The organism is Streptomyces sp. NPDC008086, from assembly GCF_042957325.1.
GTDB lineage: Bacteria > Actinomycetota > Actinomycetes > Streptomycetales > Streptomycetaceae > Streptomyces.
On the sequence record NZ_JBIBIA010000007.1, the window covers coordinates 496,661 to 523,069 of the forward strand.

General features: G+C 71.5%; 27 protein-coding genes. 7 read left to right on the forward strand and 20 right to left on the reverse strand.

Going from position 1 to position 26,409, the window contains the following annotated elements; all coding sequences use genetic code 11:
• Positions 1-34: 34 nt before the first annotated feature.
• Entirely contained in the window at positions 35-421 is a 387-nt protein-coding gene (locus tag ACFZBP_RS26810; RefSeq protein WP_383455993.1) for an STAS domain-containing protein, read from the forward strand.
• On the opposite strand, the gene ACFZBP_RS26815 is transcribed toward ACFZBP_RS26810, so the two are convergent.
• The 3 genes from ACFZBP_RS26815 to ACFZBP_RS26825 form a co-directional block, all read right to left on the reverse strand.
• On the reverse strand, positions 305-1,321 hold the full coding sequence (locus ACFZBP_RS26815) for a sigma-70 family RNA polymerase sigma factor (protein ID WP_383455681.1): 1,017 nt from the start codon (positions 1,319-1,321) through the stop codon (positions 305-307). The two genes, ACFZBP_RS26810 and ACFZBP_RS26815, sit on opposite strands and share 117 nt — an antisense overlap.
• A 201-nt stretch (positions 1,322-1,522) precedes the next feature.
• Complete coding sequence (locus ACFZBP_RS26820; protein ID WP_383455678.1) at positions 1,523-1,921, reverse strand: ATP-binding protein; 399 nt, start codon at positions 1,919-1,921, stop codon at positions 1,523-1,525.
• Between the two features lie 138 nt (positions 1,922-2,059).
• Complete coding sequence (locus tag ACFZBP_RS26825) at positions 2,060-3,223, reverse strand: adenosine deaminase (RefSeq protein ID WP_391416714.1); 1,164 nt, start codon at positions 3,221-3,223, stop codon at positions 2,060-2,062.
• 161 nt (positions 3,224-3,384) lie between these two features.
• Here ACFZBP_RS26825 and ACFZBP_RS26830 point away from each other — a divergent pair, with 161 nt between their 5' ends.
• Entirely contained in the window at positions 3,385-4,146 is a 762-nt protein-coding gene (locus ACFZBP_RS26830) for an alpha/beta hydrolase (protein WP_391416716.1), read from the forward strand.
• Between the two features lie 163 nt (positions 4,147-4,309).
• On the opposite strand, the gene ACFZBP_RS26835 is transcribed toward ACFZBP_RS26830, so the two are convergent.
• Positions 4,310-5,263, reverse strand: coding sequence for a LysR substrate-binding domain-containing protein (locus ACFZBP_RS26835; protein WP_383455669.1), 954 nt, complete (start codon positions 5,261-5,263; stop codon positions 4,310-4,312).
• A 62-nt stretch (positions 5,264-5,325) separates the two neighbouring features.
• Here ACFZBP_RS26835 and ACFZBP_RS26840 point away from each other — a divergent pair, with 62 nt between their 5' ends.
• Complete coding sequence (locus tag ACFZBP_RS26840; RefSeq protein ID WP_383455666.1) at positions 5,326-6,600, forward strand: MFS transporter; 1,275 nt, start codon at positions 5,326-5,328, stop codon at positions 6,598-6,600.
• Between the two features lie 66 nt (positions 6,601-6,666).
• On the opposite strand, the gene ACFZBP_RS26845 is transcribed toward ACFZBP_RS26840, so the two are convergent.
• The 5 genes from ACFZBP_RS26845 to afsQ1 all read right to left on the reverse strand — a co-directional run bounded on the left by ACFZBP_RS26845 (position 6,667) and on the right by afsQ1 (position 10,692).
• Positions 6,667-6,873 carry a PspC domain-containing protein gene (locus ACFZBP_RS26845; protein ID WP_062721939.1) on the reverse strand — a complete coding sequence of 69 codons (207 nt, stop codon included), beginning with the start codon at positions 6,871-6,873 and terminating at the stop codon, positions 6,667-6,669.
• Positions 6,874-6,979: 106 nt separating this feature from the next.
• Positions 6,980-7,531 carry a VanZ family protein gene (locus tag ACFZBP_RS26850; RefSeq protein WP_391416719.1) on the reverse strand — a complete coding sequence of 184 codons (552 nt, stop codon included), beginning with the start codon at positions 7,529-7,531 and terminating at the stop codon, positions 6,980-6,982.
• 319 nt (positions 7,532-7,850) lie between these two features.
• The gene (locus ACFZBP_RS26855) at positions 7,851-8,456 is read right to left on the reverse strand and encodes a hypothetical protein (protein ID WP_391416720.1); all 606 of its coding nucleotides are present in this window, start codon (positions 8,454-8,456) and stop codon (positions 7,851-7,853) included.
• Positions 8,456-10,018: an ATP-binding protein gene (locus ACFZBP_RS26860; protein WP_391416722.1), complete on the reverse strand. Its 1,563-nt coding sequence runs from the start codon at positions 10,016-10,018 to the stop codon at positions 8,456-8,458. The genes ACFZBP_RS26855 and ACFZBP_RS26860 overlap by 1 nt, the downstream gene beginning before the upstream one ends.
• Positions 10,015-10,692, reverse strand: a complete 678-nt coding sequence (afsQ1, locus tag ACFZBP_RS26865; protein ID WP_041819431.1) for a two-component system response regulator AfsQ1 — start codon at positions 10,690-10,692, stop codon at positions 10,015-10,017. Before afsQ1 ends, ACFZBP_RS26860 begins: the two co-directional genes overlap by 4 nt.
• A gap of 276 nt (positions 10,693-10,968) precedes the next feature.
• Between afsQ1 and ACFZBP_RS26870 the strand changes: the two genes are divergently transcribed.
• Complete coding sequence (locus tag ACFZBP_RS26870; protein ID WP_383455651.1) at positions 10,969-11,739, forward strand: SigE family RNA polymerase sigma factor; 771 nt, start codon at positions 10,969-10,971, stop codon at positions 11,737-11,739.
• Between the two features lie 195 nt (positions 11,740-11,934).
• On the opposite strand, the gene ACFZBP_RS26875 is transcribed toward ACFZBP_RS26870, so the two are convergent.
• The 5 genes from ACFZBP_RS26875 to deoC form a co-directional block, all read right to left on the reverse strand.
• A complete protein-coding gene (locus ACFZBP_RS26875; protein WP_391416725.1) occupies positions 11,935-12,273 on the reverse strand; it encodes a DUF6281 family protein in 339 nt (112 codons plus the stop codon).
• Between the two features lie 60 nt (positions 12,274-12,333).
• Positions 12,334-13,035 (reverse strand): uridine kinase, encoded by a 702-nt coding sequence (locus tag ACFZBP_RS26880; RefSeq protein ID WP_391416727.1) that lies wholly within the window; start codon positions 13,033-13,035, stop codon positions 12,334-12,336.
• An 85-nt stretch (positions 13,036-13,120) separates the two neighbouring features.
• A complete protein-coding gene (locus tag ACFZBP_RS26885) occupies positions 13,121-14,005 on the reverse strand; it encodes an aldehyde dehydrogenase family protein (protein WP_391416729.1) in 885 nt (294 codons plus the stop codon).
• Positions 13,998-15,434, reverse strand: coding sequence for an aldehyde dehydrogenase family protein (locus ACFZBP_RS26890; RefSeq protein ID WP_383455633.1), 1,437 nt, complete (start codon positions 15,432-15,434; stop codon positions 13,998-14,000). The genes ACFZBP_RS26885 and ACFZBP_RS26890 overlap by 8 nt, the downstream gene beginning before the upstream one ends.
• Positions 15,435-15,439: 5 nt before the next feature.
• Positions 15,440-16,402, reverse strand: a complete 963-nt coding sequence (gene deoC, locus ACFZBP_RS26895; protein ID WP_391416914.1) for a deoxyribose-phosphate aldolase — start codon at positions 16,400-16,402, stop codon at positions 15,440-15,442.
• A 480-nt stretch (positions 16,403-16,882) separates the two neighbouring features.
• On the opposite strand from deoC, the gene ACFZBP_RS26900 reads away from it, so the two are divergent.
• Positions 16,883-17,560 (forward strand): PH domain-containing protein, encoded by a 678-nt coding sequence (locus tag ACFZBP_RS26900; RefSeq protein WP_383455627.1) that lies wholly within the window; start codon positions 16,883-16,885, stop codon positions 17,558-17,560.
• Between the two features lie 316 nt (positions 17,561-17,876).
• On the opposite strand, the gene ACFZBP_RS26905 is transcribed toward ACFZBP_RS26900, so the two are convergent.
• The 5 genes from ACFZBP_RS26905 to ACFZBP_RS26925 all read right to left on the reverse strand — a co-directional run bounded on the left by ACFZBP_RS26905 (position 17,877) and on the right by ACFZBP_RS26925 (position 23,051).
• Positions 17,877-19,061, reverse strand: coding sequence for a hypothetical protein (locus tag ACFZBP_RS26905; RefSeq protein ID WP_391416733.1), 1,185 nt, complete (start codon positions 19,059-19,061; stop codon positions 17,877-17,879).
• Between the two features lie 222 nt (positions 19,062-19,283).
• The gene (locus tag ACFZBP_RS26910; protein WP_391416735.1) at positions 19,284-20,915 is read right to left on the reverse strand and encodes a phospho-sugar mutase; all 1,632 of its coding nucleotides are present in this window, start codon (positions 20,913-20,915) and stop codon (positions 19,284-19,286) included.
• A 249-nt stretch (positions 20,916-21,164) separates the two neighbouring features.
• Complete coding sequence (locus ACFZBP_RS26915; RefSeq protein ID WP_383455618.1) at positions 21,165-21,989, reverse strand: purine-nucleoside phosphorylase; 825 nt, start codon at positions 21,987-21,989, stop codon at positions 21,165-21,167.
• A gap of 103 nt (positions 21,990-22,092) precedes the next feature.
• Entirely contained in the window at positions 22,093-22,311 is a 219-nt protein-coding gene (locus ACFZBP_RS26920; RefSeq protein WP_391416737.1) for a hypothetical protein, read from the reverse strand.
• Between the two features lie 302 nt (positions 22,312-22,613).
• On the reverse strand, positions 22,614-23,051 hold the full coding sequence (locus tag ACFZBP_RS26925) for a gamma-glutamylcyclotransferase (protein WP_062721955.1): 438 nt from the start codon (positions 23,049-23,051) through the stop codon (positions 22,614-22,616).
• 81 nt (positions 23,052-23,132) lie between these two features.
• Here ACFZBP_RS26925 and ACFZBP_RS26930 point away from each other — a divergent pair, with 81 nt between their 5' ends.
• Positions 23,133-24,596: an NAD(P)H-quinone dehydrogenase gene (locus ACFZBP_RS26930; protein WP_279616904.1), complete on the forward strand. Its 1,464-nt coding sequence runs from the start codon at positions 23,133-23,135 to the stop codon at positions 24,594-24,596.
• 166 nt (positions 24,597-24,762) lie between these two features.
• A complete protein-coding gene (locus tag ACFZBP_RS26935) occupies positions 24,763-25,704 on the forward strand; it encodes a DeoR family transcriptional regulator (protein WP_391416741.1) in 942 nt (313 codons plus the stop codon).
• Positions 25,705-25,806: 102 nt separating this feature from the next.
• Here the strand turns inward: ACFZBP_RS26935 and ACFZBP_RS26940 are convergent, their stop codons facing one another.
• Positions 25,807-26,391 carry a TetR/AcrR family transcriptional regulator gene (locus ACFZBP_RS26940; protein ID WP_383455610.1) on the reverse strand — a complete coding sequence of 195 codons (585 nt, stop codon included), beginning with the start codon at positions 26,389-26,391 and terminating at the stop codon, positions 25,807-25,809.
• Positions 26,392-26,409: the final 18 nt, after the last annotated feature.

The following is a 26,409-nucleotide window of genomic DNA, read 5'->3' on the forward strand; positions in this document are numbered from 1 at the left end:
GAGCAGCGGAAACCGGCGCCCGGTGCCCGGCCCGATGAGTTATGCCCGCCCGTCCGGTCTACCGATCGTGGATGCCATGACACCCGCTGTACTCGTGCTGGCCGGCCCCGTCACCCGGGACGAGGTGGCAGGGCTGTGCGACGCCGTACGGGCCCGGTTGGAGGGCGCCGGGGCGAGAGTCGTGGTGTGCGATGTGGGAGGGCTCGGACCGCCGGGACTGGGCGTCGTGGACCTGCTGGCCCGGCTGCAACTGGCCGCTCGCCGGGCCGGGGGCCGGATACGGCTGCGTGACCCGGACCCCGCGCTACACGCCCTCCTCGACCTGGTCGGCCTCAGCTTCGAGGTGGAGGGGGAGGTCGAACAGCGGGAACCAGCGCTTGGTGTCGAGGAAGCAGTGGAACCCGGTGATCCGGCCGTCTGAGATCTCCAGAACCTGCACCGCCCAGGGACTGAAGCCGCCCGCCTCCGGGTCCGGCTTGTACTGGGCGAAGCCCGGCAGCCCGTTGACCTGGACCGGCACCAGTCGCGACCCCGCGCAGGGGGCGCCGAGCGTCGTCATGAAGCCGGTGATGTCCCGGACGCCGGTCAGCCACAGGTCGAACGGCGGCATCGTCATGATGGCGTCCTCGTGCAGCAGCGCCGTGAGCGCCGTCATGTCATAGCCCTCGAAGGCCGCGACATACCGCTCCAGGAGCTTTTGCTGCTCCTCGTCCAGCGGGTCCGAGGCGACGGCGTCGGTGCCCGGCTGCTGCTGCTCGGCGAGCGTCGCACGCGCCCGCTGAAGCGCGCTGTTGACCGACGCGACCGTCGTACCCAGCAGCTCCGCGACCTCGCTCGCCTTCCAGGCCAGCACCTCGCGCAGGATCAGCACCGCACGCTGCTTGGGCGGCAGTTGTTGGAGAGCCGCCATGAAGGCGAGCCGCACCGACTCCTTGGCGACCGCCGCCTCCGCCGGGTCGTCCGTCGTGGGCAGCACCCGGCTGTCCGGCATCGGCTCCAGCCACGTGTTGTCCGGCCGGGGCGAGAGCGCCGCCTGCGCGAGCGGCGTCGACTCCGTGAGGTCCATCGGCCGCGCTCGTTTGTTGCCCGCGGTCAGCATGTCCAGGCACACGTTCGTCGCGATGCGGTAGAGCCACGACCGGAGACTGGAACGTCCCTCGAACTTGTCGTAACTCCGCCAGGCGCGCACCATCGTGTCCTGCACCGCGTCCTCGGCCTCGAAGGACGAACCCAGCATGCGGTAGCAGTACCCGGTCAGTTCGACGCGGTGTTTCTCCAGCCTGACGTCGAGGTCCATTGTCGTCGCCGTGCCGTCGCTCATCGTCCACCCACCCCTGTGGCCGTATCCCGTCGGACGCCTCGTCGCGCCCAACACCTCGGAAGCTACCGCAGCCCACTGACAACGGCCCCCGGAGCCGACAAAGCCGCAGGTCGAAAGCGCCCGGCCCAGGACGCAGACGCCACTGGGGCGCACCCTTCGCGAGAAGGGCGCGCCCCAGCGGCGTGGTGTGAGCGAGGCGGATCAGGCCAGCGGAACGCCGTTCACCGGCAGGCCCTGGGTGGGCAGACCCTGCACCGGCAGACCACCGAGCAGGCCCTCGGCCCCGGCGGCCGGGCCACCGGCGAGCAGGGCCGGGCCACCCGCCAGCGCCTGCTCCGCAGCCGGCTGCGCGGCGGCCACGCCGGCGCCGAGCGCCTCCTGCCCCTGAGCCAGGCCCGCGGCACCCTGGGCAAGGCCCGCACCGGCGGTGGGGCCCGCCTGGGAGAGCTGCTCGGCCGGGAGCGCGCTGGTGACGGTGCCCAGCGCGGCGCCCGCGGCGTCCGGGGAGACCGGAGCGGCGTTCGCGGCACCGGCGCCGGCGGCGGCGAAGGCGGCACCGAGGGCGGCGACACCGAGGGTCTTGGCAGCAGACTGCTTCATGAAAGTAAGTCCTCGAAATTCGTTACGGGGTTGTGAGCGGTTCTCGACCGTAAACACGCCCCGCCTGCCACCGCAAACATCGAAATGCGGACGGATTGTGAATGGCGTCCGCATTCCGTGTGCCCGAAGGATCCCCGGTCAGTCCTCCTCGGCCTCAGAACCGCTGGTAGAGCTGGTCTGCCGGAACAGCCATTCGGACTTGAGTTCGGCAAATCCGGGCTTGATGACGTCATTGATCATCGCCAGTCGTTCATCGAAAGGAATGAACGATGATTTCATCGCATTGACGGAGAACCACTGCATGTCGTCGAGCGTGTAACCGAATGCGTCGACAAGATGCTCGAATTCCCGGCTCATGCTGGTGTGGGACATCAGGCGGTTGTCGGTGTTCACGGTGGCCCGGAAGTGCAGCCGGCGCAGCAGACCGATGGGGTGGTCCGCGTAGGACTCGGCGGCGCCCGTCTGCAGGTTGGAGCTGGGGCACAGCTCCAACGGGATGCGCTTGTCCCGTACGTACGAGGCGAGCCGGCCGAGCTTCACCGAACCGTCGGCGTGCACCTGGATGTCGTCGATGATGCGCACCCCGTGCCCGAGCCGGTCGGCGCCGCACCACTGGAGGGCCTGCCAGATCGACGGCAGGCCGAACGCCTCGCCCGCGTGGATGGTGAAGTGGTTGTTCTCCCGCTTCAGGTACTCGAACGCGTCCAGATGCCGGGTCGGCGGGTGACCGGCCTCGGCGCCCGCGATGTCGAAGCCGACGACGCCCAGGTCGCGGTAGCGGTTGGCGAGTTCGGCGATCTCCAGCGCGCGGGCCGCGTGCCGCATCGCGGTGAGCAGCGCGCCGACGCGGATGCGGTGGCCGTTCTCCCGCGCGAGCCGCTCGCCCTCGCGGAAGCCCTCGTTGACGGCCTCGACGACCTCCTCGAGGCTGAGTCCGCCTTCGAGGTGCTGCTCGGGCGCGTACCGCACCTCGGCGTAGACGACGCCGTCCTCCGCGAGGTCCTCGGCGCACTCGCGCGCGACCCGGACCAGGGCGTCGCGGGTCTGCATTACGCCGACGGTGTGCGAGAAGGTCTCCAGGTACCGCTCCAGGGAGCCGGAGTCGGCCGCCTCGTGGAACCAGACGCCGAGCTTGTCCGGGTCGGTCTCGGGGAGTTGGGAGTAGCCCGACGCGCGGGCGAGCTCGACGATCGTGCCGGGGCGGAGCCCGCCGTCGAGATGGTCGTGCAGCAGAACCTTCGGCGCCCGGCGGATCTGGTCCGAGCTCGGGATGTTCGCCTTCTGGGCAGTCTGGCTCGTCATTGCCGCACTCTAACGCCTACGCGCGTAGAGGGCCCGCCGCATCGCCCGTCCGTCGCCGAGCCCGGCCGCTCGTCTCGTTTTGTGCTTTACACATCCGTCGATACGTAACGGTGACCCCACGGACGGGTGGCGTACACCCTCGCTTCTGACACTGTTCTGTCATGGCACAGCAAGCGACGCCGGTGCGCAGGGTCCGGCTGGGCAAGGCGATCGGGCCGGAGCCGACGGCGGTGAGCGGAGTGGTCCTCCTGCTTCCCTCAGGTGACGAAGTGTCACATCGCAAACCGACGGCGTTGTTGGCGCCCTCCTACCTGCGGACCCTGGGGCGCCGGCTGACGCGCGCCGGGCGCGGGGAGGGGCTCGCCACGCATGTCGTCCACTACCGGTTCCGTGGGTGGAACGGCAGCGACGCCAACCAGGTGAGCGACGCGTTGTGGGCCGCCGACGAGGTCGTACGCCGCTACGGGGACGTTCCCGTGTGTCTCGCCGGGGTCGACATGGGCGGACGGGCGGCCCTGCGCGCGGGCGGCCACGAGGCCGTCAACTCCGTGCTGGCGATCGCGCCTTGGCTGCCGGAGGAGGACGTGGCGGCGTCGCCCGAACCGGTGAAGCAGCTCGGGGGGCGGCGGGTGATGATCGTGCACGGCACCAACGACGAGCGGACCGATCCCGAACTGTCGTTCCGGCTGGCGGCGCGGGCGAAGAAGGCGAACCGGGACGTGTGCCGGTTCGAAGTGCACTCCGATCGGCACGGGTTGCAGCAGCACCGCGACGAAGTCCTCGCGCTGGCCGAGGACTTCGTGATGGGGGTGCTGTTCGGCAGGGTGTTCTCCCGGCCGGTCCAGGACGCGTTCGCGGCCCCGCCCCCCTTGGGGCTGCGGATGCCGCTGGCCGCGGGGTTCGGCAAGTCGCTGCGGCGGTGACGCCGAGTTCGGACCACGCCCGACCAGCACGATGACCAGGGCGGGCAGCGTGATGAAACACGGTGCCGAGGGGGACGGCGAGGACCCACCGGTGCGCGGCGGCGAGTTTCGCCGCATGGATCACGACGACCGCTTCTGACCAGGGGTGAGCCGAACGACCCCCCTACGCGGGCAGCAGGTTGCCCCTTCTCGACAGCAGGAAGCGCTTGAAGGCCGCCACGGGCGGGGTGTCCGGCCGGTCGGCCAGCCATGCCACGCCGATCTCGCGGGCCGCCCGTGGCGCTGTGACCGTCAGTTCGGCGACCCCCGGGCGGGGCACCGCCGGCGGTGGCAGGAGGGCGACCCCCAGGCCCGCCGCCACCAGGCCCCGCAGGGTCTCCGCCTCCTCGCCCTCGAAGGCGATACGCGGCTTGAAGCCCGCCTCCTGACAGAGGTCGTCGGTGATGCGGCGCAGGCCGTAGCCGGGTTCCAGGGTCACGAAGATCTCGTCGGAGGCCTCCGCCAGGCGGATGCGTCTGCGGGCGGCCAGGCGGTGGTCGGCGGGGACGACCAGGCGGAGCTTCTGCTCGTCGAGGCGGCGGGCGACCAGGTCGGGGGCGTCCGGGACGGGGGATGTCAGACAGAGGTCGAGCTCGCCCGCGCGCAGGCGTTCCAGCATGGCCTCGCCGTAGTTCTGGACCAGGCTGAAGCGGACGCGGGGATGGTCGGCGCGGAAGGCGTGGAGGAGGCCGGGGACCGTTTCCGCGCCCATGGTGTGCAGGAAGCCGAAGGCGACCTTGCCGGTGGCCGGGTCGGCGTCGGCGCGGACCTCGTCGGCGGCGCGCGCGATCTCGGCGAGGGCGCGTTCGACCGAGGTGAGGAAGGTGCGGCCGGCGGGGGTCAGGGAGACCGTACGGCCGTGGCGGGCGAACAGGTCGACGCCCAGGTCCTGTTCCAGGCGGACCATGGCCCGCGACAGGGTGGACTGCGGGACCCGCATCTCCTGGGCGGCCCGGGTGACGTGCTCGGTCCGGGCCACCCCGGCGAAGTGGGCGAGGCGAGGAACGAGCAACATCGTCATGTCTTCTGTGTCACTGGACGGTGACAGTCGAGGCTGTGAGCTGTGCTGATGCGCCATGGGAACGATTATGGCGAATCCATGCATTGGACGGATCAGTGGGCCGTACGTAGCTTCGAAGCATGTCTCCCGCCAGTACCGGGGCGTCCACCACCGTGGGCGCCGCACCCGCAGTCCCTGTCGTCGACTCCCGTATGGCCCCGGGCGGCCCCGGCTACCGCCGGATGAGCTTCGCCCTCTTCCTCGCCGGTGTCGCGACCTTCGCGCTTCTCTACTCCACGCAGGCCCTTCTGCCGCTGATCTCCGGTGAGTTCGGGGTGGCGGCGAGCGAGGCGAGCTGGACGGTGGCGGCCGCGACGGGCGGTCTGGCGCTGTTCGTCCTCCCCATGAGCGCGCTGTCGGAACGGTACGGACGCCGTACGGTCATGACCGCCTCGCTGGCGGTCGCGGTGACCGTGGGCCTGCTGGTCCCCCTCGCCCCCAACCTGACCGCCCTGGTCGTGCTGCGGGCCGTACAGGGCGCCGCGCTGGCCGGTCTGCCGGCCTCGGCGACGGCGTACCTCGCCGAGGAGGTCCGCCCCAAGGCGCTGGTCACGGCGATCGGCCTGTTCGTCGCCGGCAACAGCGTCGGCGGTATGAGCGGCCGGGTCATCACCGGCTGGGTCGCGCAGGAATGGGGCTGGCGTCTCGCCCTCGGCGTCATCGGTGTGATCGCGGTCGGGTGCGCCGTCGCCTTCCGGCTGCTGCTTCCCGCGCCGCGGCACTTCAGGCCGGGCTCGCTGCGGCCGCGGGTGCTCGCGCGAACGGTCCGTGACCACCTCGGCAACCCGCTGCTGTGCCGTCTCTACGCCATCGGCGCCCTGTTCATGACGGTCTTCGGCGGCGTGTACACCGTGATCGGCTACCGCCTGACGGAGGCGCCGTTCTCCCTGCCGCAGGGCATCATCGGCTCGATCTTCCTGGTCTACCTGGTCGGCACGGTGTCGGCGTCCACGGCCGGCCGGCTGGTGGGCCGCCTGGGCCGGCGCGGCGCGCTGTACGCGGCGGGCGCCACGACGGCCGCGGGACTGCTGCTCTCCCTGGCCGGGTCCCTGCCACTGGTCCTGCTCGGCCTGGTCCTCATCACCGGCGGCTTCTTCGCCGGGCACGCGGTGGCGTCCTCGGCGGTCAGCAAGACGGCCACGCAGGGGCGCGCCCAGGCCTCGGCGCTGTACCAGTCCGCCTACTACATCGGCTCCAGCGCGGGCAGCACGGTCGGTGCCCTCGCCTTCCACGCGGGCGGCTGGGCCGGGACCGTCGGGGTCGGGCTGCTGGCGGTGCTCGGTGTCGTGACGATCACCGTGTTCGGGACGCGCGCGGCCCGGGTGGCGCGGCGGGAGCTGGCCACGGCTGCCTGAGCCGGACGTGCGTGCGCCCCGCCGGGGGGAGGCGGGGCGCACTGGTTTCTCTGGTTTCTCTGTGGGTTACCAGGCTGCGCGTGCCTTCGCCTTGTCCTCCGAGGGCAACAGGATCCAGAGGGCTATGTAGAGGAGAAACTGCGGACCCGGAAGCAGGCAGGAGATCAGGAAGATCACGCGCATCGTCGTCGCGGAGGTGCCGAAGCGCCGTGCCAGCGCGGCGCACACTCCGCCGATCATGCGGCCGTGGGTGGGTCGGGCGAGCGCGGTCATGGTGCGGCTCCTTCGCGAGCGTCGGCCTGAGGCTCCTTGTGGGGCCTCGTGAGGAAGTTCCTCACTGACATCAACGCTACGGCGACGAACCGGGCAAAGCGTCACTCTACGGAGCTATCCCGACCCTGGGAATCGTCGGGGTCCGACCCTGAGAAGGCTCCTCCTGGGGGACGGGTGACCGGTCGGCGCGCTCGGACCTGCGGCGGAGCCGGGCTCGGGCGGCGGGGACGATCGCGGCGTGGGCGAGGCCCACGCCGACCGTGTTCAGCAGCAGGGAGTCCACGTCGACCGTCTGGCCGGGTACGCCCGTCTGGAGCAGTTCGATGGCCAGGGAGATCAGGGCGCCGGCGGCGACCGTGCGGACCAGGGAGCCTATGGGGGAGGCGTCGGTCCTGCCGTGCGCCATCGGGATCAGCACGCCCAGCGGGGCGAGGAGCGCCAGGCCCTCGATGATGCGGCGGGCCGCCTCCTGCCAGCCGAGGGCCAGGTCGGCTCTGATGCCGGCGAAGGGCTGCAGGTTGGCGGGCATCACCCAGGGGACGTCGAGGGGGCGCAGCGTGAGCCAGGCGACGAACGCCAGGTGCGCGGCCAGGAGGACACCCCCGGTCACACGGATGCGGATCGCGGCGCTGCCGCCGATGGAGCCTTGACGCTGCACGCCTCCCTAGACGCGTGGGGCGGGGGGATCGGTTCCGGGGGATGTCTCCGACGGTGGGGCGGGGGGATGCCCGCGGGTGCCTCCGGCGGGCGCGGGGATGCCCGCGGCGGCCCGTTGCGGTGAGTGGGGGTGCGCGTAGCGCCTGGGTGCGCGTTGTGGGGCGGGGACGCGCGGGGGGGGCCGTCCTCGGTCCGGTGGTCCCGTACCGACAGGAGGGGCCGTGTCTTGACACCGGACTCTGCGGGCGGACACCCCCCGACGCGTCGCCTTGCCGCCGTACGCGGGTGCTGCGCCGTGGGGGTGTGCCGCCTGGGGTTTCTCAGGCGTCCGAGACGTCTGTGGACGGGGGCTCGTTGGTGCCTGGTCTGGTGCGGACCTCGTCCGTGCACTCGTAGCGGCGTGGGGGAGTGGTGGTGGGGCCGCCCAGGATCACTGAGCCGTCGCCCTCCGCGGCTGTGGAGTCGGAGAAGGTGCAGACGATCTGGGCCAGGGCGTATGAGGTGAGGTCGTTGGGGGCTGTGCTCAGGTGGAGGGTTTCGTCGGGGTCGCCCGGGCGGGGGCCCGTCACGGCCATGGCGCCGCGGACGTCCGTGGTGTAGCCGGCCTCTTTCTCGGCGGTCGACGGGGTTGCCTCGAGTTCGTCGAGAAGGCCCTGTGCCACCAGGACGCGGCGGGCCGAGTCGGCGGTGCCGTCGGGGACGCGTACGGTGCGGTCGACCGCCACCAGTTGGGAGCCGCACAGGAGGAACACCTGGACCGGGAGGCCGCGCGCCGCCTGGGTCGACACGTTCGGTTCGGAGAGCGAGCAGTGCACGCGTGAGGGGGCGGGGCCGAAGTTGGTGGGGACCTCCGTGGGCCGTATGCCGCATCCGGTCAGCAGGGCGGCGCCGGTCGCGGAGAGCGCCAGCAGGTGGCGTACGTGCATCAGGCGTCCCCCTTCTTCGCGCCCTGGCCGTTGGTCTGTTCCGCCAGTTCCGAGGCGTCCCGGGGCAGGCGCAGGGTGAACACCGCGCCGCCCTCGGGGGAGTTGGCGGCGGTGATCTCGCCGCCGTGGATGTGGGCGTTCTCCAGGGCGATGGACAGGCCGAGGCCGCTGCCCTCGGAGCGGGGGCGGGAGGCGCTGGCCTTGTAGAAGCGGTCGAAGACGTGCGGGAGGACGTCCTCGGGGATGCCCGGGCCGTGGTCCTGGACCTGGATCACCAGCGCTTCCTCCGCTTCCCGGACCGAGACGCGGACCGGGGAGCCGCCGTGCTTGAGGGCGTTGCCGATGAGGTTGGCCAGGATGACGTCGAGGCGGCGGGGGTCCAGGCGGGCCATGATGCCGCGCTCGGCGTCGAGGTCCACCGCGTCCAGCCAGGCGCGGGCGTCGATGCAGGCCGTGATCTGGTCGGCGATGTCGACGTGGTCGAGGACCAGACGTGCGGTGCCCGCGTCGAAACGGGTGACCTCCATCAGGTTCTCGACCAGGTCGTTGAGGCGGCGGGTCTCGCTGACGACGAGGCGCACGGCGGGCTCGATCATCGGGTCCATGGACCCGGAGTCCGCCTCCAGCTCCTCTTCGAGGACCTCGGTGACGGCGGTGATCGCGGTGAGAGGGGTGCGGAGCTCGTGGGACATGTCGGCCACGAAGCGCCGTGACGCCTCGTCACGCGAGGCCATGTCGGCGACCCGCTTCTCCAGTGCCTCGGCGGCGTTGTTGAAGGTCCGGGAGAGGTCGGCCAGTTCGTCCGTGCCGGAGACCCTCAGGCGCGTGTCCAGCTTGCCCTCGCCCAGGCGGCGGGCGGCGACGCCCAGCCGCTGCACCGGCTTCAGTACGGTCGTGGCGGCCGCCTGGGCCAGCAGCGCGGAGCCGATCAGGGCGAGGCCGGTGGCGATACCGAGGGACCAGGCCAGGGAGTTGAGGTCCTTGGCCTCCTGCTCCAGGGACTTCATCATGTAGCCGGTCGGACCGCCGCCGATCACCTTCGTACCGGCGATCAGATAAGGGGTGTCGTCCTCCACGATCCGTTGCCAGTACAGGTGGTACTCGGCCTTGTTGGAGGAGTTGATCTCCTGCTTCTCGTTCACGGCCGTGCGCAGCGACTTCGGCACGTCCGCGAGGGTGAAGCCGTCCAGGCCGCCGGAACTGCCGTAGGCGGGCTTGCCCTCGGCGTCCTGGGCGACGAGGAGGACGCTGAAGCGCTGGCTGCTGTTGGCCATCTGACCGGCCGTGTGCTGGAGCTCGTCCTGCGTCGGCTCCGTGGGCAGCAGGCCCGCGCGGTTCTGCATCTCCTGCTGGAAGTCGCGCAGCACCGCGTCCTGGGTACGGGTGAGCACCGCCTCGCGGTTGAGCCAGTACGCGATGCCGGACGCGGACACGGCGGCGGTGAGCGCCACCAGGCCGAACACGACCACCAGCCGCAGTCGCAGACTGGTCAGACGCAGCCTCGACCACACTCCCTTGCGAGCCGCGAGCCAGCCGCGGAAACCCCCTTGCGCCTTGGTCACTGAGGCGCGTCCAGGCGGTAGCCGACACCACGGACCGTACGGATCAGGGTGGGGGAGGACGGGACGTCCTCGACCTTGGCGCGCAGGCGCTGCACGCAGGCGTCGACCAGGCGTGAGTCGCCCAGGTAGTCGTGCTCCCAGACCAGGCGCAGGAGTTGCTGGCGGGACAGGGCCTGGCCCGGGCGGCGGCTCAGTTCGAGGAGCAGACGCAGCTCGGTCGGGGTGAGCTGGAGGTCCTCGCCGTTCTTGGTGACGGTCATGGCCGCGCGGTCGATGACCAGGCTGCCGAAAGCCGCCGCGTCGTTCGACTCGCGTTCGCCGCGCCGCAGCACGGCCCGGATCCGGGCGTCGAGGACGCGCCCCTGCACGGGTTTGACGACGTAGTCGTCCGCGCCGGACTCCAGTCCGACCACGACGTCGATGTCGTCGCTGCGCGCGGTCAGCAGGATGATCGGCAGCTGGTCCGTGCGCCGGATGCGCCGGCACACCTCGAAGCCGTCGATGCCGGGCAGCATCACGTCCAGCACGATCAGGTCCGGCCGCTGCTCACGCAGCAGTTTCAGACCGTCCTCGCCGGTGGCAGCGGTGGCCACCCGGTGTCCCTGGCGCGTCAGTGAGAGCTCCAGGGCCGTACGGATGGCGTCGTCGTCCTCGATCAGCAACAGGGAAGGCACGGGGGTCATTCTGGCCCATGCGGGGCGGTCTTTCGACACCTGTACGAGCTGTACGGCTACGCGCACGTAGCGCTCATGACTGTGTCCGGGCTGTCGTGCGCCTGGGGGGCGGCTCTGACACAGGCCCCTGTGACAGGTCTGTGACAGTCGGCGGACACGGCCATGAAGGTGCCCGGGCAAGCTTTTCGGCACAGGCAGGACAGCAAGTCGCACCACAGCATCACCACAGCAAGACGAACGAGCAGAACACCGGAAGTCCACGACGGGGGGCGCGAGATGAACACGCTGCACGGCACCAGCAACAGCGCAGTGATCACGCGTCTGCACGACGTGAACGGGGGCCGGGGTTCGGAGAAGTCCGGTGCCGTGAGCGGGCGGGGGTGCGCTCGCGGCGCCGGGCGTCAGCACACCGCGTACATGACGGTGGTTGACGGTTTCACGGGGGAGCCCGCGGCGGTAGCCGCTATGGGTACGGTCGGGGGAGCCGCGTACAGGGAGGACTCGGGGGAGCGGCGTCGCTCGCTGTCGGAGGCGGAGTTCACCGCCTACGTCCAGGAGCGCCGCGCCTCCCTGTACGCAACCGCCTACCACCTGACCGGTGACCGCTTCGAGGCCGAGGACCTGCTGCAGAGCGCCCTCTTCTCGACGTACCGGGCCTGGGACCGGATCAGCGACAAGGCCGCGGTCGGCGGATACCTCCGCCGCACCATGACCAACCTGCACATCAGCGCGTGGCGCCGCCGCAAGCTGAACGAATACCCGACCGAGGAGCTGCCGGAGACGCCCGGCGACACGGACGCGATGCGCGGCACCGAGCTGCGCGCGGTCCTGTGGCAGGCGCTCGCCCGGCTCCCCGAACTCCAGCGGACGATGCTGGTCCTCCGTTACTACGAGGGCCGCACCGACCCGGAGATCGCGGAGATCCTCGACATCAGTGTCGGCACGGTGAAGTCCAGCATCTGGCGGTCGCTCCGCCGGCTGCGCGAGGACGAGGTCCTCAGCTTCGGCCGTGACGAGGAGGACGCCTTCGGGGAGCTTGTCGCCTGAGGGTACGGGGGGACCGCATCCGGGGGGATGCAACGGGGGAGCGGTGAAGAAGTGGGGGGACCCACGGGGGCTGGGGGGCCCACGGGGGACCAACGGGGGAAACGGGGGGTGCTCCACCACGGGGGAAGCGGTGGAGCACAACAGCAGCGGGGCTGGAGGGCCGGGGGGTCCGTCCAGTCCCGCTTCGCTGTGCGCTCAGCGGGCCTTCACGAGGGTCGCCCCGGCGGGCGTGTCGCCCACGGCGATGGCGTCGGCGGGATCGCTTCCCTCGACGGTGTACGCGCCGGTGCTGCCCTCAGGAATGGTGACCCCGGGATCGTTCGGGGTGTCGTCGCACTCCACGATCGTGGCGGTGCCCAGCCGCTCGCCCACGGTGAAGGCCATGTCCGCGGCGGGCAGATAGCCGCGGTTGTCGTACGTCACCAACCCCGCGCAGGAGGATGCGGCCTCGCCGCCCGACGCGCAGCCGGCGGCCGCCGCCAGGATCGTGACCGCCGTGGCCAGCCGTGAGCCGGCCCGGAGGACAGTTGTCATCGGCTTCCTTTCCGCAGGGACCGTCATCCGGTCCTACGACGGAGAAGGCGCAGACTTCGTTCAGGTGGCCGGAGTCGCCGCCGGGCGGCGCCCCGCCGCTGCCGCGGTGAGGCGGGTGAGGGCCTCGTCGCGGTCGCAGGCGTAGGCGCCCAGGGAGGTCTGGTGGGCGATGATCGACTGCTCCAGGCGCATCAGGCGCCAGCCGCGGCGCAACAGGAAGGGCACCGACTTGCGGCCCTCCTTCAGATCGCGCAGGAACCGGCGCCGGAACGTCGTCACCGGGCCCCGGCTCAGACACAGCGCGTCGGCCAGCACGCCGAGCTCCCGGCAGCGCGTCACGATCTCGGCGGCGAAGATGCCCTCCGCGATGAACAGCGGCGTACGCCCGATCTCGACGGTCTCCTCGCCGGTACGGGCGCTAAGCGAGATGTCGTACACCGGCACGTTCGTACGCCCCGTGCCGCACAGGTCCGCGATGGCCTTCACGGCCGTGTCGGCGTCCCACGAGTCCGGGTGGTCCCAGTCGATGTCGGCGCTCCCCGGGACCTGCGGCAGCGTGGGGTCGTCGGCCTCTTTGTAGAAGTCGTCGAGCCGCAGCACCGGAAGCCCGGAACGCGCGGCGAGAAGGGACTTGCCGGAGCCGGAAGGGCCGCAGAGCAGCACGACTCGCGTCGGTATGGACGGATGGGAACTCACGGGACACCAGTCTGAGGCATGGCGCGGGCCGGGAACGACCCGGTGGACGGGGATTGAAGCGCGCATCACATTTCTGTCGAACGGGCGCAGAGGAAGAGGGCCGTGCCTCCTCCGGACGGAGAGGAGGCACGGCCCTCTGGTTTGGGGTGGGTCAGTAGGACGAGCCCGAGGCGCCCAGGGAGCCCGTCGGGTGCCAGACCGTCTTGGTCTCCAGGAACGCCGTCATGCGGTCGATGCCGGGAGTCTCCGCGTAATCCACAGGCTGTGGACGCAAGACGCGCTTCAGGTTGTCCGCCGCCGCGATCTCCAGCTCCTTGGCCAGTACGTCGTCGGCGCCCGCGAGGTCGATCGCGTTGACGTCCTGGTGCGCGGCCAGCGGCGTCGCGATCTCCGCCGTACGGCCGGAGAGGACGTTGACCACGCCGCCGGGGACGTCGGAGGTGGCCAGGACCTCGCCGAGGGAGAGGGCGGGCAGCGGGGACTTCTCCGACGCCACCACGATCGCCGTGTTGCCCGTGGCGATCACCGGGGCGACGACCGATACCAGGCCCAGGAAGGACGAGTCCTGCGGGGCGAGGACCGCCACCACGCCCGTCGGTTCGGGGGAGGAGAGGTTGAAGTACGGGCCCGCGACCGGGTTGCCGCCTCCGACCACCTGGGCGATCTTGTCGGTCCAGCCCGCGTACCAGACCCAGCGGTCGATCGTCGCGTCGACCTGCTCGGCCGCCTTGGACTTCGAAAGACCCTCGGCGTCGGCCACTTCGCGCACGAACTGCGCCTTGCGGCCCTCCAGCATCTCCGCGACCCGGTAGAGGACCTGGCCCCGGTTGTAGGCCGTGGCACCCGCCCAGCCGCCGAACGCCTTCCGTGCGGCGACCACCGCGTCCCGGGCGTCCTTACGGCTGGACTGCGGCGCGTTGGCCAGCCAGTTGCCCTTCGAGTCCGTCACCTCGTACACCCGGCCGCTCTCGGAACGCGGGAACTTCCCGCCGACGTACAGCTTGTAGGTCTTGAAGACAGACAGTCGGTCAGACATCGAGGTACGCCTCCAGGCCGTGGCGACCGCCCTCGCGGCCGAAGCCCGACTCCTTGTAGCCGCCGAACGGCGAGGTCGGGTCGAACTTGTTGAACGTGTTGGACCAGACGACACCGGCGCGCAGCTTGTTCGCGACGGCCAGGATCCGGGAGCCCTTCTCGGTCCAGATGCCCGCCGACAGGCCGTACGGCGTGTTGTTCGCCTTGGCGACCGCCTCGTCCGGCGTACGGAAGGTCAGGACCGACAGGACCGGGCCGAAGATCTCGTCACGGGCGACGGTGTGCGCCTGGGTGACGTTCGTGAAGAGCGTCGGGGCGAACCAGTAGCCGCTCTCCGGCAGTTCGCAGGCCGGCGACCAGCGCTCGGCGCCCTCCGCCTCACCCTGCTCCACGAGCGAGGTGATGCGGGTGAGCTGCTCCTCGGAGTTGATCGCGCCGATGTCGGTGTTCTTGTCCAGCGGGTCGCCGAGGCGGAGCGTGGAGAGCCTGCGCTTGAGGGACTCCAGCAGCTCCTCCTCGATCGACTCCTGCACCAGCAGCCGGCTGCCGGCGCAGCAGACCTGGCCCTGGTTGAAGAAGATCCCGTTGACGATCCCCTCGACGGCCTGGTCGATCGGGGCGTCGTCGAAGACGATGTTGGCGCCCTTGCCGCCCAGCTCCAGGGTGACCTTCTTGCGGGTGCCCGCGACGGTCCGCGCGATCTCCTTGCCGACGGCCGTGGAGCCGGTGAAGGCGACCTTGTTCACGTCGGGGTGCGCGACGACCGCGGCGCCCGCGTCGCCGTAGCCGGGAAGGATGTTGACGACGCCCTTGGGCAGGCCCGCCTGCCGGCAGATGTCCGCGAAGAAGAGGGCGGAGAGCGGGGTCGTCTCGGCCGGCTTCAGCACGACCGTGTTGCCGGTCGCCAGCGCCGGGGCGATCTTCCAGGCCAGCATCAGCAGCGGGAAGTTCCAGGGGATGACCTGGCCGGCGACGCCCAGCGGACGCGGGTTCGCGCCGAAACCGGCGTGGTCCAGCTTGTCGGCCCAGCCCGCGTAGTAGAAGAAGTGCGCGGCGACCAGGGGCAGGTCGGCGTCGCGGGTCTCCTTGATCGGCTTGCCGTTGTCCAGGGTCTCCAGGACGGCCAGCTCGCGCGAGCGCTCCTGGATGATCCGCGCGATGCGGAACAGGTACTTGGCGCGCTCGGCGCCGGGCAGTGCCGACCACTTCTCGAACGCCTTGCGGGCGGCCTTGACCGCGCGGTCCACGTCCGCCTCGCCGGCCTGGGCGATCTCGGCGAGGACCTCCTCGGAGGAGGGGGAGACGGTCTTGAAGACCTTGCCGTCGGCCGCCTCCACGAACTCGCCGTCGATGAACAGGCCGTACGACGGCGCGATGTCGACGACTCCGCGGGACTCGGGGGCCGGTGCGTATTCGAATACCGATGCCATGGTGATCAGTCCACCGTCACGTAGTCGGGGCCGGAGTAGCGGCCGGTGGCCAGCTTCTGACGCTGCATCAGCAGGTCGTTCAGGAGCGAGGAGGCGCCGAAGCGGAACCAGTGGTTGTCGAGCCAGTCCTCGCCGGCGGTCTCGTTGACGAGGACGAGGAACTTGACGGCGTCCTTGGTCGTCCGGATCCCGCCGGCCGGCTTCACCCCGACCTGGATGCCGGTCTGGGCACGGAAGTCGCGCACCGCCTCCAGCATGAGCAGGGTGTTCGCCGGAGTGGCGTTCACGGCGACCTTGCCGGTGGACGTCTTGATGAAGTCGGCGCCGGCCAGCATGCCGAGCCAGCTCGCCCGCCGGATGTTGTCGTACGTCGAGAGCTCGCCGGTCTCGAAGATGACCTTGAGCCGGGCGCTCGTCCCGCAGGCCGACTTCACGGCGACGATCTCGTCGTACACCTTCATGTAGTTGCCCGCCAGGAACGCCCCGCGGTCGATGACCATGTCGATCTCGTCGGCGCCCGCCGCCACGGCCTCGCGCACGTCCGCCAGCTTGACGGTGAGCGGGGCGCGGCCCGCCGGGAACGAGGTGGCGACCGAGGCGACCTTCACGGTCGACCCCGCGACGGCCTCCTTGGCGGTGGCCACCATGTCGGGATAGACGCAGACGGCCGCGGTCGGCGGGGTCGTCCGGTCGGTCGGGTCGGGGCGCACCGCCTTGGCGCCGAGCGCCCGGACCTTGCCCGGGGTGTCCGCGCCTTCCAGCGTCGTCAGGTCGACCATCGAGATCGCGAGGTCGATGGCGTACGCCTTGGCGGTCGTCTTGATGGAACGGGTACCGAGGGACGCCGCACGCCCCTCCAGGCCGACCGCGTCGACGCCGGGCAGCCCGTGAAGGAAGCGGCGCAGCGTGCTGTCGGACGCGGTGACGTCCGTGAGTGCGTGAGCTGCGGCAGATGCATTGGTGGGCATGGTCACCAGACGAGCATATCTACGCGCGTAGCAGCTGTACACCCCGAGGGTCGGATCCGTGAATCGCGCGGGGGGTGCCGGATGCCCCCGTGGCGCGGGAGATGTCGGATGCCCCCCGTGGCGCGGGAGATGTCGGATGCCCCCCGTGGCGCGGGAGATGCCGGACGCCCCAGTGGCGCGGGGCCTGCCAGACGCCGGGTGCTCTCATGCCTCAGGCGCGCGGGGTGCCGGAGCTGCCAACGCGTCGGGCACCCGCACGCCCCCCGGGGGGCCGCGGGACCTGTCAGACGCCGGGTGCTCGCATGCCTCAGGCGCGGGGTGCCACAGCTGCCAAGACGCCGGGCACCCGCACGCCCCCAGGGGCGCGGGGAACTGCGCGACCAGCCCCTTCCGACCCGCACCCGCCCACGCACACCGCACCCCCCACGGCGACCGGGCGCCCCGCCAAGCCGCCGGCAGGCATGCGGCACAATCGGCCCCATGACGACCCCCGACCCCGAGCACCAGCCCACCACCCCGGACCCCGTATCGAGGGACCGGGTCTACCGCTCACCCATGGGCATCCTCGGCGGCGTCGCGCTGCTCGCCATCGTGTTCTGGCTCGGCATCGACGCGCTGGTACGCGGCGAGAGCCGCACGCAGTGGCTGGCGCTCGCCGCGATGATCCTCATCGTGCCACTGGCGTCCGCGTTCACGCTCCGCCCCGCCGTGTACGCCAACGAGGAGCGGCTGCGGATCCGCAACCCGCTGCGCGTCGTCGTGGTCCCCTGGGGCCAGGTCGCCTCCCTGCGGTCCGGCTACTCGAACGAGGTCGTCGCGAAGTCCGGCACCAAGTACCAGCTCTGGGCCATCCCGGTCTCGCTGCGGGCCCGCAAGAAGGCCGCGCAGCACGCGGACCGCACGGCGGCGCAGACGAACGCCGCGGGCCGGGGAGGCGGCGGGGGACGCGGACTCCGCGGGTCGCGCGGGATGGCCGACGCGAACGGTCCGACGCGGGCCGAGACCGACAAGATCATGGACGACCTGCGGGAACTGCTGGAGAACCACGGGGAGGCCGAGCCCGCCCAGGGCGAGGTGACCGTGCGATGGGCCTACGAGGTGATGGGCCCGGCGATCGCGGGGGCCGTGCTGCTGCTGATTCTGCTGGCGGTGGGCTGAGAGCCCGACGGGGCCGGCTGAGGGCGTGCGCGGGATCGGCGGTCGGAGCGCGTCCGGGGGCAACAGCGCCATCGCGGGGCGGTGCTGCTGCTGATTCCGCTGGCGGTGGGCTGAGAGCCCGACGGGGGCGGCCGGCGAGGGGTGCGCGAGGTTGGTCGGGGTGCGTCCGGGTAGACCAGGGCCGTCGCGGGGCAGTGCTGCTGCTGATCCTCCTGGCGCTGGGCCCGACGGGGCCAGCCGGCCGACGGCACCGCGGGGGACGGCGGCGCTGCTGCGGGGCTTCCTGAGCTGAGCCCTGAGTGCGCGGGGTCGGCGGTCAGGGTGCGCCCGGATACACCAGCGCCATGTACGCGCCGCAGTACGCCGAGCCGACGACCGCCGCCGCGAGGACCAGCGCGAGGTAGCGGCGGCTCGCGCGGGACAGGTGCAGGGCGAGGGGGAGCAGGAGCGGGAAGGCGGGGAGCAGGAAGCGGGCGCGCGGGAAGTAGACGCCGCCGCTGCCCAGGACGATCGCCAGCAGTACGGCCGTGAAGACCAGCAGCGCGACCGGCTGCCGGTCAGCCACAGCCAGCCCGAACAGCACGACCGACGCGATCAGCGTCAGCGTCACCATCACCAGGAACAGCTCGGGCTTCGGGGCGTGGAGCAGCAGCCGTCGCATCTCGCGCAGGGTTTCGACTCCGCCGTCCAGCTCGTTGTGCCACAGCCGCTGCACGGCGAAGTATCCGTCCCAGCGCCCCACTCGCAGGCCCACCCAGCCGACGTACCCGCACCAGCCGAGCGGCGCGACCACGGCGGCCGCGAGGGTACGGACGTCGAAGCGGCGGCGCAGCGCGAGCAAGGCCGCGGTCGTGACCGCCGCCGCGACCGCGACCCCGGTCGGGCGGGTCAGGCCCGCGAGCGCGGCGAGCCAGGCCGCGGCGAGGAGCCGACCGGTGAGCACGGCGTACAGGGACCAGGCGGCGAGCGCCGTGAACAGGGACTCGGTGTAGCCCATCCACTGCACCAGACCGACCGGGAGCGCGGCCCACAGGGTGGTCAGGAGCACACCGGCCCGGCGCCCGTACAACCGGTCGCCGACCGCGAAGACTCCCCACGCGGCCACGAGGGAGGCGATCACGGCGAGGCCGAGGCCGGTGCTCGCGCGGGAGCCCGGGGTGAGCAGCGAGAGCACCCTCACCAGGGTGGGGTAGAGCGGGAAGAACGCCAGGTTGTTGGCGTTGTGCGCGGTGCCGAGCCCGTGCGCGTAACCGTGCTCGGCGATGCCGAGGTACCAGTCGGCGTCCCACTGCGTCGCCAGGATCGGCCAGACGCCGTGCCCCTGTCGGTGCGCCCAGACGGTGAGGAACAGCAGGCCCGTGCCGCGTACGGCGACGTAGGCGAGGAGGGCGGGGGCGGCGCGGCGCAGGGCGGGGAGGAGAGCGGGGCGGTTCCTCGGCGGCGGGCGGGAGTTTGGGGCGGTGGTGGCGCGGGGGGTCGGCCGGGATGCGGTCGTGGACACGGCGCGGCTCCAGGCGGATCGGTGGTGCGTCTTGCGTCCACCGTTGCCCGGAGGGCGCCGAAGGGCGTGGAGCGCGGGTCAACCGCCGGGCGGAAATCACCCGAAGGGGCGCCTCCGGACGGGGGCACCCCTTCGGGAACGATCAGTGAGTCGGCGTAGGACTCCGAGAGCGCTCGTAGGACTCCGAGAGTGTCGTACGACTCCGAGCGGGCCGCGTACGGCTCAGATGCCCGCCGCCGCCGAGAGGTCCCGCTTGATCGTCGCGAGCAGGTCGGCCGCCTCGGCGCGGGCGGCCGGCAGGTCGGCGTGCGCGGCGACCGGGACGACGACCTCCAGGTAGCACTTCAGCTTGGGCTCGGTGCCGCTGGGCCGGACGATGACGCGGGCGCCTTCGAGGGTGTACCGCAGACCGTCCGTGGGCGGGAGCGTCTCGGTGCCCCGGGTGAGGTCCTCGGCGCGGGTGACGGCCAGACCGGCGAGTTCGGCCGGCGGCCGCTCGCGCAGACGGCGCATGGCGTTCGCGATGACCGACAGGTCCTGGACGCGGACCGAGAGCTGGTCGGTGGCGTGCAGGCCGTGCTCCACGGCGAGGTCGTCGAGCAGGTCGAGGAGCGTGCGGCCCTCGGCCTTCAGGACCGAGGCCAGCTCGGTGATCAGCAGGGCGGCGGTGATGCCGTCCTTGTCGCGTACGCCCTCCGGGTCGACGCAGTAGCCGAGGGCCTCCTCGTAGCCGTAGCGCAGGCCGTCGACACGGGCGATCCACTTGAAGCCGGTGAGGGTCTCCTCGTAGGGCAGGCCCGCCTTCTCGGCGATACGGCCGAGGAGGGAGGAGGAGACGATCGACTCGGCGAACGTGCCCCGCGCGCTGCGGCGCACGAGGTGCGCGGCGAGCAGCGCGCCCACCTCGTCGCCGCGCAGCATCCGCCAGGCCTCCCCGTCCTTGACGGCCGCGGCGCAGCGGTCGGCGTCGGGGTCGTTGGCGATGACCAGGTCGGGGTCGGTCTCGCGGGCCTTGGCGAAGGCCAGGTCCATCGCGCCGGGCTCTTCCGGGTTGGGGAAGGCGACGGTGGGGAAGTCCGGGTCCGGCTCGGCCTGCTCGGCGACGAGGGCCGGGGCGGGGAAGCCGGCGCGGGCGAAGGCGGCGAGGAGGACGTCCTTGCCGACGCCGTGCATCGCCGTGTAGACGGTGCGGGCGGTGCGCGGGGAGTCGGGGGCGAGGACCGCGTCCGTACGGGCGAGGTAGGCCTCCAGGACGCTGTCGTCGAGGGTCTCCCAGCCCTCCGTGGGGCGGGGGACGACCGTCAGGGACGGTACCGCGGCGATCTCCTCCGCGATCTCGATGTCGGCGGGCGGGACGATCTGGGAGCCGTCGCCGAGGTAGACCTTGTAGCCGTTGTCGCGGGGCGGGTTGTGGCTGGCGGTGACCTCCACGCCGGCGACCGCGCCGAGGTGCCTTATGGCGTACGCCAGGACCGGGGTGGGCAGGGGGCGCGGCAGCACCGCGGCACGCAGGCCCGCGCCGGTCATCACGGCCGCCGTGTCGCGGGCGAAGTCCTCCGACTTGTGGCGGGCGTCGTAGCCGATGACGACGAGGCCGTCCGCGTGGCCCTGCTTCCTGAGGTAGGCGGCGAGGCCCGCGGCGGCGCGGATGACGACCGTGCGGTTCATGCGCATCGGGCCCGCGCCGAGTTCGCCTCGCAGGCCTGCTGTGCCGAACTGGAGGGTGCCGCTGAAGCGTGCGGTGAGCTCTTCGATGTCGGCTGCTTCGATGAGCTTGGCGAGCTCGTCGCGGGTCTCCGGGTCCGGGTCCTCGGTGAGCCAGGCCTGGGCCCGGGCGATGAGATCGTCGTGCACGTCGGTCAACCTCTCGTTCGTGTCGTTCGAAAGCGGGCCGGTCACGGCCGGGTTTCTCGCCCCCGCCGCCCCTACCCGTCCCGTCCCTGGGGGCTGCGCCCCCAGACCCCCGCTGTCGGCCCTGCGGGCCTCGTCCTCAGACGCCGGACGGGCTGAACGACTCAGCCCCTCCGGCGTTTGAGGAGCGGGCTCTGGGGCGGAGCCCCAGAAGGAGGGGACGGGTAGGGGCGGCGGGGGCGAGGAAACGCTCTACAGGCGCCCGAGCACCTGCGCCAGCAGCGACCCCATCCGCGTCGCCGAGTCACGCCCGGCCTGAAGGACCTCCTCGTGGTTGAGGGGCTCGCCCGTCATCCCGGCCGCGAGGTTCGTCACCAGGGAGATGCCCAGCACCTCCGCACCCGCCTCACGCGCGGCGATGGCCTCGAGCACCGTCGACATCCCCACGAGGTCCGCCCCGATGACCCGAGCCATCCGGATCTCCGCCGGCGTCTCGTAGTGCGGGCCGGGGAACTGGGCGTAGACACCCTCCTCCAGCGTGGGGTCGATCTCCTTGCACAGGGCCCGCAGTCGCGGCGAGTACAGATCCGTCAGGTCGACGAAGTTCGCGCCGACGATCGGGGACGTCGCCGTGAGGTTGATGTGGTCGCTGATCAGCACCGGCTGCCCGGGCCGCATGCCCTCACGCAGTCCACCACAGCCGTTGGTGAGGACGATCGTCTTGCAGCCGGCCGCCACCGCGGTGCGCACACCGTGGCTCACCGCCGCCACGCCGCGCCCCTCGTAGTAGTGGGTGCGGCCCAGGAAGACGAGGGCGCGCTTGTTGCCGATCCGGTAGGAGCGGATCTTGCCGCCGTGCCCTTCCACCGCCGGCGGCGGGAAGCCGGGCAGCTCGGTGACCTGGAACTCGGCCTCGGGTGCCCCGAGGGCGTCCACGGCCGGCGCCCAGCCGGAGCCCATCACGAGGGCGACGTCGTGGGTCTCGGCGCCGGTGAGTTCGCGCAGGCGCGCGGCGGCGGCGTCGGCGGCGGCGTGGGGGTCGCCCTGGATGTCGTCCGGAAGAAGAGATGCGTTCACGCGACTGAGGGTAGCCGGTTTGGGCCTACGCGCGTAGATGACAGAGCTCACGGGATGGCGATCGTTGTCTTGTCGTTTCCAACGAAACGGTCCCTCCCGGTCCTCAGGAGTCGGGGACGCGGATGTCGGAGTCGTCGAGAACCGTCACCGCGATGATGACCAGACGCCGCAGGCTGACCGTGTATTCGACCAGGGCGTCCTCGGTGAGCCGGACCCTACGGGTGGTCCCCGCGGGGTCGCTCGCCCGGGACACGGAAGGAAACGGGTCCTGGGTCAGGGTGGCGAACCCTCGGTCGAACGTGGCGCGTCGCAGGTCGTCCAAGGGGCGTTTCGAACGTCCCGCACAGCACCCACGGCGCCCGGCTCGCACCCTCGCCGCACCGGCCAAAGGCCCAGGTACGTCCAGTACGAGGGCCTTCGTCCGGTGCGCCGAGGGCACGCACCGGCTGCGACACCAGCCGCTGCCGCGGCGGGCGCGGGCACCGCACGGGACTTTCGAAACACCCCCTGTCCGGTCGCGGGCCGACGCGGCCTGCTCGGTGTACAGGGGTTCGAGGACGAGGGGAGCGTTCACCTGCGGGCATGCGTACGGGATCACGTAGGGGATTCTCCGCGTGTCCCCCCTCAACAGGGCCGCTTCCGCAGCTCCATCACGTAATCGTGTGGCGCCCCCGCCGACTCCGCCGCGTCCGCGATCTCGCCCAGGTAGCGTGCCGCCGGCAGCCCGCCCTCATAGGCGTTCAGCACGTACACCCACGCCGGCTCCTCGCCCTCCAGCGTGTCCACCCGTACCCGCAGCCGCCGGTAGATGCCGAGTCCGACGCCCTCCCAGCGGTCCAGGGACTCCTCGTCCATCGGGGCGATGTCGTACAGCGCGACGAAGACCTGCTCCTTCGGCTCCTCGACGAGCGTCGCCAGCGCGCCGTCCCAGCCGAGCTGCTCGCCCCCGAACGTCAGCCGCCAGCCGTTCAGCCAGCCGGTGGCGCGCAGCGGCGAGTGGGGAGCGCGGCGGGTCATCAGCCGCGCGTCGAGATTGCCGGCGTACGCGGCGTAGAGCGACATGGAGAGAGGGTACGGCAGGCGAATCGTCCGCCCCTCCCGTAACAGTGGTGTCTCGGGCGGGCCCCCAGGCAGTGGCACCGTGTGGCGTGCGGGACAATGGAGTACGTGACTCGGATCGTGATCATCGGTGGCGGACCCGGCGGATACGAGGCGGCCCTGGTGGCCGCCCAGCTCGGCGCGGAGGTGACCGTCGTCGACTGCGACGGTCTGGGCGGGGCGTCGGTGCTCACCGACTGCGTGCCGTCGAAGACCCTCATCGCCACGGCCGAGGTGATGACCACCTTCGACTCCTCGTACGAGGAGCTGGGCATCATCGTCGCCGACGACACGCCGCACATCGACACGCCCGCCCGGGTGGTGGGCGTCGACCTGGGCAAGGTCAACCGGCGTGTGAAGCGGCTCGCCCTCGCTCAGTCCCACGACATCACCGCCTCCGTCACCCGGGCCGGCGCCCGGGTCCTGCGTGGCCGCGGCCGGCTGGAGGGCATGCAGGGCCTCGACGGGTCGAGGAAGGTCGTGGTGCGCGCCGCGGACGGCACCGAGGAGACCCTCACCGCCGACGCCGTCCTCATCGCCACCGGCGGTCACCCGCGCGAGCTGCCGGACGCCCAGCCCGACGGCGAGCGCATCCTCAACTGGACCCAGGTCTACGACCTCACCGAGCTGCCCGAGGAGCTCATCGTGGTCGGGTCCGGTGTGACGGGTGCCGAGTTCGCCGGTGCCTACCAGGCGCTCGGCTCGCGCGTCACCCTCGTCTCGTCCCGGGACCGCGTGCTGCCGGGCGAGGACCCCGACGCCGCCGCCGTCCTCGAGGACGTCTTCCGGCGCCGCGGCATGAACGTCATGGCCCGCTCCCGCGCCGCCGCCGCCAAGCGGGTCGGCGACCGCGTCGAGGTCACCCTCGCCGACGGGCGTGTCATCAGCGGCAGCCACTGCCTGATGGCCGTCGGCGCCATCCCGAACTCGGCGGGCATGGGCCTGGAGGAGGCCGGCGTCAAGCTGCGCGAGTCCGGGCACATCTGGACCGACAAGGTGTCCAGGACGACCGCGCCGGGCGTGTATGCCGCCGGTGACGTGACCGGCGTCTTCGCCCTCGCGTCGGTGGCCGCGATGCAGGGACGTATCGCCATGTACCACTTCCTCGGCGACGCGGTGGCCCCGCTCAACCTCAAGACCGTGTCCTCCAACGTCTTCACCGACCCCGAGATCGCCACCGTCGGCTACTCCCAGGCCGACGTGGACGCGGGCAAGATCGACGCCCGGGTCGTCAAGCTGCCGCTGCTGCGCAACCCGCGCGCCAAGATGCAGGGCATCCGGGACGGCTTCGTCAAGATCTTCTGCCGGCCGGGTACGGGCATCGTCGTCGGCGGTGTGGTCGTGTCGCCGCGCGCCTCGGAACTGATCCACCCGATCTCGATCGCGGTCGACAACAATCTGACGGTCGAACAGATCGCGAACGCCTTCACCGTGTACCCCTCCCTTTCGGGCTCGATCGCCGAGGTGGCACGGCAGTTGCACACCCGGAAGTCCGGTGGCGAACTCTGACGGCCGAATCCAACTCCCCGCTGGTCACGGGGAGTTGTCGAGCATGCGTGCGGCATAGGCGGCGGGACTAGGCTCTATACCACTTCTCGCCCTTGCGTACGAACAACTTCTGTAATTCGGCGCAAACTGCTGAAAGCAGACGGTCGTTGGGGTTACTGTCAGTTTCGTGTTCGCTGCAGAACGTCGCCAATTGATCCTCGAAATGGTGCGAGCGAACGGAGCCGTGTCGCTCCGTGAGCTCGCCCGCGTCGTCCAGACCTCCGAAGTGACCGTACGGCGGGACGTGCGCGCACTGGAGGCAGAAGGACTCCTCGACCGCCGGCATGGCGGTGCGGTATTGCCGGGCGGGTTCACGCGGGAGTCCGGCTTTCCGCAGAAATCGCATCTCGCGACCGCCGAGAAGACGGCCATCGCCGACCTCGCCGCGAATTTCGTGGAAGAGGGCGAGGCGATCGTCGTCGGGGCGGGAACCACCACGCAGGAGCTGGCCCGCCGGCTCGCCCGCGTCCCCGGACTGACCGTCGTCACCAACTCCCTCCTGGTGGCACAGGCGTTGGCCCATGCCAACCGGGTCGAGGTCGTGATGACCGGCGGCACGCTCCGCGGGTCGAACTACGCGCTGGTCGGCAGCGGCGCCGAACAGTCCCTCCAGGGACTGCGGGTGTCGCGGGCCTTCATCTCCGGGAGCGGGCTCACCGCCGAGCGCGGGCTGTCCACGTCCAACATGCTCTCCGCGTCCGTCGACCGGGCGTTGGTGCAGGCGGCCGCGGAGGTCGTCGTCCTCGCCGACCACACGAAGCTCGGTACGGACACGATGTTCCAGACGGTGCCCACCGATGTCATCACGCGGCTGGTCACCGATGAACCGCCGGTCCACGACGACCGTGCCCACACCGAGCTGCAGGCCCTCGCCGATCAGGGGGTGCAGATCGCCGTGGCCGGGGCGAGTGGGGGCCAGGGGGGTGACGAGGTCCCGGCGCGGCGGCGGGGGCCGCTGCCGGGGCCTAGGCGGGGGCAGGGGTTGCGGTCCGCTGCGGCGGTGCTCGGGGAGCAAGGGGCGGAGCGGGAGCGGGAGCGGGCCCGGGTCGCGGATCTGCGGCGGCGTTAGGTTCGCCGTTCGCCTATTCGCCGTAGGTGGTTGTGGTGGTGCGCGAGTGCCGGTTGATTGTGGCTTGTCGCGCAGTTCCCCGCGCCCCTGGGTTGGCTGCCGCTAGGTCGGTTGGCTGGGACCGTTCTTCAAACCTCGCAACGTCAGCATCAGCAGTCGGTCGGCCAACGCCGGATCGCCCGGCGACTCCTCCGCCGCCAATGCGATCGCGTGGGTGAGCTGGAGGAGGTCGGTGATCGCCACGTCCTCCCGGACCGTGCCCGCTTCCTGAGCCCGGGTCAGCAGTGCGCCCCCTGCCTCGCGGATCGGGCCGCTGCATCGGGCCAGGGCCGAGGTGTTGTCGTACGACACGGACATCAGGGATCTGGCCAGGCCGCGGTACTCGCCGGCGTGGGTGACCATCTCGCGTAGCCAGGTCACCAGGGCGGCGCAGGGCTCGGGGGCGTCGAGGAGTTCGTGGGAGCGGGTCAGGAGGTCGCTGACGGCGTCTTCGAAGACCGCGCTCAGCAGGGCGTCGCGGTTGGGGAAGTGACGGTAGAGCGTGCCGATACCGACGCCGGCGCGGCGGGCCACGTCCTCCAGGGACGCGGCCGTGCCGTGTTCGGCGAAGGCGGCGCGGGCCTCGGTGACCAGGCGCTCGTGGTTGCGGCGGGCGTCGGCGCGCATGCCTGCCGGCGGCCGGGCCATCGGGTTCACCTGCCCTTC

Bases quoted from the DNA above. Each gene is read 5' to 3' on its own strand.
- ACFZBP_RS26810 (WP_383455993.1), top strand. From the start codon at position 35: ATGAGTTATGCCCGCCCGTCCGGTCTACCGATCGTGGATGCCATGACA.
- ACFZBP_RS26815 (WP_383455681.1), bottom strand. From the start codon at position 1,321: ATGAGCGACGGCACGGCGACGACAATGGACCTCGACGTCAGGCTGGAG.
- ACFZBP_RS26820 (WP_383455678.1), bottom strand. From the start codon at position 1,921: ATGAAGCAGTCTGCTGCCAAGACCCTCGGTGTCGCCGCCCTCGGTGCC.
- ACFZBP_RS26825 (WP_391416714.1), bottom strand. From the start codon at position 3,223: ATGACGAGCCAGACTGCCCAGAAGGCGAACATCCCGAGCTCGGACCAG.
- ACFZBP_RS26830 (WP_391416716.1), top strand. From the start codon at position 3,385: ATGGCACAGCAAGCGACGCCGGTGCGCAGGGTCCGGCTGGGCAAGGCG.
- ACFZBP_RS26835 (WP_383455669.1), bottom strand. From the start codon at position 5,263: ATGGCGCATCAGCACAGCTCACAGCCTCGACTGTCACCGTCCAGTGAC.
- ACFZBP_RS26840 (WP_383455666.1), top strand. From the start codon at position 5,326: ATGTCTCCCGCCAGTACCGGGGCGTCCACCACCGTGGGCGCCGCACCC.
- ACFZBP_RS26845 (WP_062721939.1), bottom strand. From the start codon at position 6,873: ATGACCGCGCTCGCCCGACCCACCCACGGCCGCATGATCGGCGGAGTG.
- ACFZBP_RS26855 (WP_391416720.1), bottom strand. From the start codon at position 8,456: ATGCACGTACGCCACCTGCTGGCGCTCTCCGCGACCGGCGCCGCCCTG.
- ACFZBP_RS26870 (WP_383455651.1), top strand. From the start codon at position 10,969: ATGAACACGCTGCACGGCACCAGCAACAGCGCAGTGATCACGCGTCTG.
- ACFZBP_RS26875 (WP_391416725.1), bottom strand. From the start codon at position 12,273: ATGACAACTGTCCTCCGGGCCGGCTCACGGCTGGCCACGGCGGTCACG.
- ACFZBP_RS26880 (WP_391416727.1), bottom strand. From the start codon at position 13,035: ATGCGCGCTTCAATCCCCGTCCACCGGGTCGTTCCCGGCCCGCGCCAT.
- ACFZBP_RS26885 (WP_391416729.1), bottom strand. From the start codon at position 14,005: ATGTCTGACCGACTGTCTGTCTTCAAGACCTACAAGCTGTACGTCGGC.
- ACFZBP_RS26890 (WP_383455633.1), bottom strand. From the start codon at position 15,434: ATGGCATCGGTATTCGAATACGCACCGGCCCCCGAGTCCCGCGGAGTC.
- deoC (WP_391416914.1), bottom strand. From the start codon at position 16,402: ATGCCCACCAATGCATCTGCCGCAGCTCACGCACTCACGGACGTCACC.
- ACFZBP_RS26900 (WP_383455627.1), top strand. From the start codon at position 16,883: ATGACGACCCCCGACCCCGAGCACCAGCCCACCACCCCGGACCCCGTA.
- ACFZBP_RS26925 (WP_062721955.1), bottom strand. From the start codon at position 23,051: ATGTCGCTCTACGCCGCGTACGCCGGCAATCTCGACGCGCGGCTGATG.
- ACFZBP_RS26940 (WP_383455610.1), bottom strand. From the start codon at position 26,391: ATGGCCCGGCCGCCGGCAGGCATGCGCGCCGACGCCCGCCGCAACCAC.